This is a genomic window from Micromonospora sp. S4605, from assembly GCF_003176715.1.
Taxonomy (GTDB): domain Bacteria; phylum Actinomycetota; class Actinomycetes; order Mycobacteriales; family Micromonosporaceae; genus Micromonospora; species Micromonospora echinaurantiaca.
The window spans coordinates 20,656-28,119 of sequence record NZ_QGSW01000281.1 but is presented as its reverse complement, the minus strand read 5'-3'; the positions used below and the strand labels follow the sequence as shown (position 1 = coordinate 28,119).

Annotated in this window: 3 protein-coding genes; all 3 read left to right on the top strand. The window is 70.4% G+C overall.

The genetic code is table 11. The annotated features are described in order from the left end of the window. Window positions 1-420: 420 nt before the first annotated feature. The 3 genes from glgX to treZ are packed head-to-tail and all read left to right on the top strand — an operon-like array spanning window position 421 to window position 6,630. Window positions 421-2,538 carry a glycogen debranching protein GlgX gene (glgX, locus tag DLJ47_RS25365; protein WP_109903478.1) on the top strand — a complete coding sequence of 706 codons (2,118 nt, stop codon included), beginning with the start codon at window positions 421-423 and terminating at the stop codon, window positions 2,536-2,538. A gap of 1 nt (window position 2,539) precedes the next feature. After that, window positions 2,540-4,900 carry a malto-oligosyltrehalose synthase gene (treY, locus tag DLJ47_RS25360; protein WP_109903476.1) on the top strand — a complete coding sequence of 787 codons (2,361 nt, stop codon included), beginning with the start codon at window positions 2,540-2,542 and terminating at the stop codon, window positions 4,898-4,900. Beyond that, window positions 4,897-6,630 carry a malto-oligosyltrehalose trehalohydrolase gene (gene treZ, locus DLJ47_RS25355; protein ID WP_109903474.1) on the top strand — a complete coding sequence of 578 codons (1,734 nt, stop codon included), beginning with the start codon at window positions 4,897-4,899 and terminating at the stop codon, window positions 6,628-6,630. The genes treY and treZ overlap by 4 nt, the downstream gene beginning before the upstream one ends. Window positions 6,631-7,464 lie beyond the last annotated feature (834 nt).

Genomic DNA, 7,464 nt, shown 5'->3' with positions numbered 1-7,464 from the left:
CCCGGCTATTCGTCGGCAGCGTCAGATGTGTATAAGAGGCAGCGGGGCGGTGGCGAGCGGCTCGCCGACCCGCAGGGTGGTCACATCAATCTCCGTCCAGGGCAGGGTGGGACGCGCCGGCGTCGATGGCGGCGGAACAGGGAAGTGGGGGTGGCCGAGGGCCGAACGGCGACGCGCGCGGGCGCGCCCTGATCCAGGAAAGGGCATCGACTCGGATTCCGCATCTGGAAAAGGGCTCAAGGTGACGGAAGACACCTGACGGGTCGACCGGCCCACGACTCGGGCCGATTCGCGCCCCCGAGCTGCGAGGATGGATTGGCCGAACCAGGTGCGGGGCATTACCGCCGTGCGCACCGCCCGGCCCGCCGTGCGGTGCGGTCATGACGCGATGCGCTCATGATTCTGTGCCGAAGGAGCGACATGCAGGTCTGGCCGGGTGAGCGCTATCCCCTCGGGGCCACCTACGACGGGATGGGCACCAACTTCGCGATCTTCTCCGAGGTGGCCGAGCGGATCGAGCTCTGCCTCTTCGACGAGTGGGACGTCGGCGCCGAGCGGCGGGTCGAGCTGCGCGAGGTGGACGCCTACGTCTGGCACGCGTACATCCCGGGGGTCGAGCCCGGCCAGCGGTACGGCTACCGGGTGCACGGCCCGTACGACCCGGCGAACGGGCTGCGCTGCAACCCGCACAAGCTGCTGCTCGACCCGTACGCCAAGGCGATCGACGGCGACGTCATTTGGGACCCGGCGGTCTACGACTACGAACACGGCGACCCGGAGCGGATGAACACCACCGACTCGGCGCCGTTCATGCCGAAGTCGGTGGTGGTCAACCCGTACTTCGACTGGGGCAACGACAAGCCGCCGCGCACCCCGTACCACCACTCGGTGATCTACGAGGCGCACGTGCGCGGCCTGACCATGCGCCACCCCGACATCCCCGAGGAGCTGCGCGGCACGTACGCCGGCATCGCCTCACCGCCGATGATCGAGCACCTGACGAAGCTCGGGGTGACCGCCGTCGAGCTGATGCCGGTGCACCAGTTCGTGCACGACCACCGGCTGGCCGACCTGGGCCTGCGCAACTACTGGGGCTACAACACCATCGGCTTCTTCGCCCCGCACCACGGCTACTCCGCGCTCGGCCGGCTCGGCCAGCAGGTGCAGGAGTTCCGGGGGATGGTGAAGGCGCTGCACGCCGCCGGCATCGAGGTGATCCTCGACGTGGTCTACAACCACACCGCCGAGGGCAACCATCTCGGCCCGACGCTGAGCTTCAAGGGCGTCGACAACGCCAGCTACTACCGGCTCAGCGACGACGACCGGCGCTACTACGTCGACTACACCGGCACCGGCAACAGCCTCAACGTGCGCAGCCCGCACTCGCTCCAACTGATCATGGATTCGCTGCGCTACTGGGTGACCGAGATGCACGTCGACGGCTTCCGGTTCGACCTGGCCGCCACCCTGGCCCGCGAGTTCTACGAGGTGGACCGCCTCTCCACCTTCTTCGAGGTGGTGCAGCAGGACCCGGTGGTCAGCCAGGTGAAGCTGATCGCCGAGCCGTGGGACGTCGGCCCGGGCGGCTACCAGGTGGGCAACTTCCCGCCGATGTGGACCGAGTGGAACGGCAAGTACCGGGACACCGTGCGCGACTTCTGGCGCGGCGAGCCGGCCACCCTGGCCGAGTTCGCCTCCCGCATCTCCGGCTCGGCCGACCTCTACCAGGACGACGGGCGCCGCCCGTTCCACAGCATCAACTTCGTCACCTGCCACGACGGGTTCACCCTGGCCGACCTGGTGTCGTACAACGACAAGCACAACGAGGCCAACGGCGAGGAGAACCGGGACGGCGAGAGCCACAACCGGTCCTGGAACTGTGGTGTGGAGGGGGACACCGACGACCCGGCGGTGCTCGCCCTGCGGGCCCGGCAGCGGCGCAACTTCCTGGCCACCCTGATGCTGTCGCAGGGCGTGCCGATGATCGGCCACGGCGACGAGCTGGGCCGCACCCAGCGGGGCAACAACAACGCCTACTGCCAGGACAGCGAGCTGGCCTGGATCGACTGGGACGGCGCCGACACCGACCTGCTGGAGTTCACCCGCAGGCTGGTCGGCTTCCGCCGCCGGCACCAGGTGTTCCGCCGCCGTCGGTTCTTCACCGGCCTGCCGGTGCGCTCCCGGCTGCTCGACGAACCCCTGCCCGACCTGGCCTGGTACACGCCGGACGGCCGGGAGATGACCGGCGAGGACTGGGGCAACGACTTCGGCCGCTCGGTGGCGCTCTTCGTCAACGGGGAGGGCATCCGCGAACGCGGCCAGTACGGCCAGCGCCACGTCGACAGCTCCTTCCTGCTCTGCTTCAACGCCCACGACGCGCCGCTGGACTTCACCCTGCCCGGCCCCGAGTTCGGGCAGCGCTGGGAACTGGTGATCAGCACCGCCGAACCGGAACCGGAGAAGACGACGGTGGTCGAGGCCGGCGGCGCGCTCACCGTCCCGGACCGCTGCGTGGTGGTGCTGGAGAGGACGGCGTGACATGGCCACCACCCCGCCACCCGATCCGGTCCGGGCACTGACCAAGGTGACGACGCCGTCGCCGACCCACCGGGTCGAGGCGACCTACCGCATCCAGGTCCGGCCCGGCTTCGACCTGGCCGCCACCGCCGGCCTCGCCGACTACCTGGCCGACCTCGGCGTCAGCCACCTCTACAGCGCGCCACTGCTGACCGCCGCCCCCGGCTCCGCGCACGGCTACGACGTGGTCGACCACCGGGCCGTCAACCCCGAACTGGGCGGCGAGGCCGGCCGGCGGCGGCTGCTGCGCGCGCTGCGGGCGGCCGGCCTCGGCCTGGTCGTGGACATCGTGCCCAACCACGCCGGGGTGGCCGTGCCGGCGGCCAACCCGGCCTGGTGGGACGTGCTGCGCCGGGGGCGGGAGTCGGCGTACGCGGGCTGGTTCGACATCGACTGGGAGCGCGGCCGGCTGCTGCTGCCGGTGCTGGCCGACACCCCGAACGCCCTCGACGACCTCAAGCTGGCCGACGGCGAGCTGCGCTACCACGAGCATCGCTTCCCGATCGCCGACGGCACCGGCGAGGGCACGCCCCGGCAGGTGCACGACCGGCAGCAATATGAGCTGGTCTCCTGGCGGCGCGGCGACGCCGAGCTGACGTACCGCCGGTTCTTCGCCGTCTCGGACCTGGCCGGGCTGCGGGTGGAGGACCCGGAGGTCTTCGCCGCCACGCACGCCGAGATCCTGCGCTGGGCGGCGGCCGGCGAGGTCGACGGCATCCGGGTCGACCACCCCGACGGGCTGCGCGACCCCGCCGGCTACCTGGCCCGGCTGCGGGCGGCCGCGCCCGACGCCTGGCTGGTGGTGGAGAAGATCCTGGAGTACGGCGAGGAGCTGCCGGACTGGCCGGTGGACGGCACCACCGGCTACGACACGCTCGCCGCCGTCTGCGGCCTCTTCGTCGACCCCGACGCGGAGGCCGACTTCACCGCCCTGGACACCCGGCTGGTCGGCCGCCCCACCTCGTGGCAGGACCTGACCCACGACACCAAGCTGGCCGCCGCCACCCGGCTGCTGGCCGCCGAGCTGGCCCGGCTGGCCGCGCTCGCCCCCGAGGTGGAGCCGGCCGCGGCCCGGTCGGCGCTGGCCGAACTCGCCGCCGCCTTCGCGGTGTACCGGGGCTACCCGCCGGAGGGCGCCCGGCACCTGGCCGCCGCCCGCGCCGAGGCCGGCCGCCGCCGCCCCGACCTGACCGGTGCCCTGGACGCGGTCACCCGCCGGCTGCGCGACCCCGACGACGAGCTGGCCCAGCGGTTCCCGCAGTTCACCGGGGCGGTGATGGCCAAGGGCGTGGAGGACACCGCGTTCTACCGGTGGAGCCGGTTCGTGGCGCTCAACGAGGTCGGTGGCAGCCCGGCGCACTTCGGCGTGCCGCCGGCCGAGTTCCACCGGTTCGCCACCGCCCGGCATGTCCGCTGGCCGGCGAGCATGACCACGCTCTCCACCCACGACACCAAGCGGTCGGAGGACGTCCGGGCCCGGCTGGCCGTGCTGTCGGAGCTGCCGGAGCGCTGGGCGTCGCTGGTGAGCGACTGGATGTCGAGGGTGCCGCTGCCCGACCCGGCGTTCGCGCACCTGCTGTGGCAGACCGCCGTCGGCGCCTGGCCGATCGAGCGCGAGCGCCTCCATGCGTACGCCGAGAAGGCGGCCCGGGAGGCCGCCGCGTCGACCAGCTGGACCGACCCCGACCCGGCGTTCGAGCGGGCCATGCACGCGCTGGTCGACGCGATGTACGACGACGCCGTCCTGAACGCTTCGATCGCTGACTTCGCCGCCGAGATCACCCAGGCCGGCTGGTCCAACTCGCTCGGGCAGAAGCTGGTGCAGTTGGCCATGCCCGGCGTGCCGGACACCTACCAGGGCACCGAGCTGTGGGACAACTCGCTGGTCGACCCGGACAACCGGCGGCCGGTCGACTTCGCCGTACGCCGGCAACTGCTGGCCCGGCTCGACGCCGGCTGGCGGCCGGCGGTGGACGCGTCCGGGGCGGCCAAGCTGCTGGTGGTGTCGCGGACGCTGCGGCTGCGCCGGGACCGCCCGGAGCTGTTCACCGGCTACCGGCCGGTGCCGGTGCGGGGGCGGGCCGCCCGGCACGCGGTGGCCTTCGACCGGGGCGGCGCGATCGCGGTGGCGACCCGGCTGCCGCTCGCGCTGGCGCGGGCCGGTGGCTGGCGCGACACGAGGGTGTCGATTTCCGTTCACAGCGTTACGGACATGTTCACCGGACGGGTCTACAGTGGGTCTGACCTGCTCCTTCATGATCTGTTGAGCACCTATCCCGTCGCCCTCCTCGCTCCCACCGATCTCGTGGAGGCAGCCGCATGACCGAGTTCAGCGTGTGGGCGCCGGAAGCCGCCCGGGTCCGGCTGCGCCACTTCGGCGGGGCCGACCACGAGATGCGCGCCGCCGCCGGCGGGTGGTGGCGGGTCGAGGTGCCCGCCGCCGGCCCCGGCACCGACTACGCCTTCCTCCTCGACGACGACGATCACGCCCTGCCCGACCCCCGCTCGCTGTGGCAGCCCGCCGGGGTGCACGGGCCGAGCCGGCTCTACTCCCACTCCTCGTTCCCCTGGACCGACGCGTCGTGGACCGGCCGGCAACTGCCCGGCAGCGTCCTGTACGAGCTGCACATCGGCACGTTCACCCCCGAGGGCACCTTCGACGCGGCCATCGGCAAGCTCGACCACCTGGTCGACCTGGGCGTCGACCTGATCGAGCTGCTGCCGGTCAACGCCTTCAACGGCGAACACAACTGGGGGTACGACGGGGTCTGCTGGTTCGCCCCGCACGAGCCCTACGGCGGGCCGGACGGGCTGAAACGCCTCGTCGACGCCGCCCACGCCAAGGGGCTGGGGGTGATCCTCGACGTCGTCTACAACCATTTCGGCCCCTCCGGGGCCTACGCGCCGATGTTCGCGCCGTACCTCAGCGAGCAGAGCAACCCGTGGGGCCGCACTGTCAACCTGGACGGGCCGCACTCCGACGGCGTACGCCGCTACATCATCGACTCGGTGCTGATGTGGCTGCGGGACTACCACGTCGACGGGCTGCGGCTGGACGCCGTGCACGCCATGCCCGACTCCCGCGCCGTGCACCTCCTCGAAGAGCTGACCGTCGAGGTCGAGGCGCTGTCCACGCACCTCGGCCGGCCGCTGTCGCTGATCGCCGAATCCGACCTGAACGACCCGCGGCTCATCACGCCCCGCGAGGCCGGCGGGTACGGCCTGCACGCCCAGTGGAACGACGACGCCCACCACGCGCTGCACACGCTGCTGACGGGGGAGCGGCAGGGGTACTACGGGGACTTCGGGTCGCTGGAGTGCCTTGCGGACGTGCTCACCGGGGCGTTCTTCCACGCAGGGGGCTGGTCCAGCTTCCGCAACCGCAGCCACGGCCGGCCGGTCGACAGGCAGCGCACACCGGGGCACCGGTTCGTGGCGTACCTCCAGAACCACGACCAGATCGGCAACCGGGCGACGGGCGACCGGATCTCGGCGTCGCTCTCCCCGGCGCTGCTTCGGGTGGGGGCGACCCTGCTGATGACGGCGCCGTTCACTCCGATGCTGTTCATGGGGGAGGAGTGGGCGGCTTCGACGCCGTGGCAGTTCTTCACTAGTCACCCGGAGCCGGAGCTGGCGACTGCGGTGGCGACAGGGCGGCGGCGGGAGTTCGCCGCGCACGGGTGGCCGCCCGGAGAGGTGCCGGATCCGCAGGACCCGCAGACCTTCGCGCGGTCGCGACTGGACTGGGCCGAGCTGAACAAGCCCGAACACCGCGAGATGTACGACTTCTATCGGCGGCTGATCGCGCTGCGCAAGGCCCGGCCGGACCTGGCCGATCCCCGGCTGGACCGGGTAGCGGTACGGCACGGGGACCAGTTCCTGGTGATGCGGCGGGGGGAGACGCTGGTGGCGGCGAACCTAGCCGGCAAGCCGCAGGGGATCACGCTGCCGGGGGTGGCGCGGCGGGTGCTGCTGGCCACGGCGGACGGGGTCACGGTGATGCGGGACCGCATCGAACTACCAGCGGAGACGGCGGCCGTTGTGGCACTGTGACCTGTGCCCTTGCCATGGCACGCCAGCGATAACAATCACGAGGGCGGCTCACCTAATAGGCGACCAAACACTTCTCCATCCCATAACCCTGTACAGGACTGGCGGCAGTGATGGCAGTCCATGGCGGTCAAATAGGGTGGAATTTCTCGCCCGCCGAGCATTGATGAGATCGACTCCTGAGTGAAGGTTACCTCGGAAATCCTCGCCAACGGGTCACGGGGTCTTGAAACTACCGAGATCTCGTGAAGCTCCGCTTCCTTCACTATTGCATGAGGGGTGACCTCGATGACATCTCCGACATTGTGAGTGCAGCGAGAGAAGGAGTCGCAAGGACATTCCTCAGGGTCAATCACCCGTGCTTGATAGGATCGCCCAGGAAGATGTGGGCATTCAGATATGTCCCCGGCGCAGATGGAGCATATGCGAGTAGCCGTGAAGCCTGCAGAATATCCAAGCCTAAGGTGAGACAGGACTACCGGGCAGTTCCAGCGCCAACCATCATCGGTGAGCAGTAAGCTGCATCCGTAGTGCCATGAAACGAAGGTGCCGCACTCATGGACTAACCGATGCGCATCTAACGCCTCGTCTAGGTCCTCAAGTAGGTTAAAGGCGCGTACCGCATGCCGCAGAGCCTCACGCGCCAAGTGCTCGCCTGCCCCGCTCCGAGCTTGCATAGCACATGGAGGCATCGGATTCCCGGCCGAGCCGTAGATCCACCAAGGCGCTCGCGGTCCCTGCAGAGGGTGATCTGTCGAACAGCCGGCCTCATTTTGCGCGAGCAATAGGCCTTTCTTAGCGGCGCGCAACTCCTCAAGGCCTGCGACCCTCAGAGCT

Bases quoted from the DNA above. Each gene is read 5' to 3' on its own strand.
- treY (WP_109903476.1), top strand. From the start codon at position 2,540: ATGGCCACCACCCCGCCACCCGATCCGGTCCGGGCACTGACCAAGGTG.
- glgX (WP_109903478.1), top strand. From the start codon at position 421: ATGCAGGTCTGGCCGGGTGAGCGCTATCCCCTCGGGGCCACCTACGAC.
- treZ (WP_109903474.1), top strand. From the start codon at position 4,897: ATGACCGAGTTCAGCGTGTGGGCGCCGGAAGCCGCCCGGGTCCGGCTG.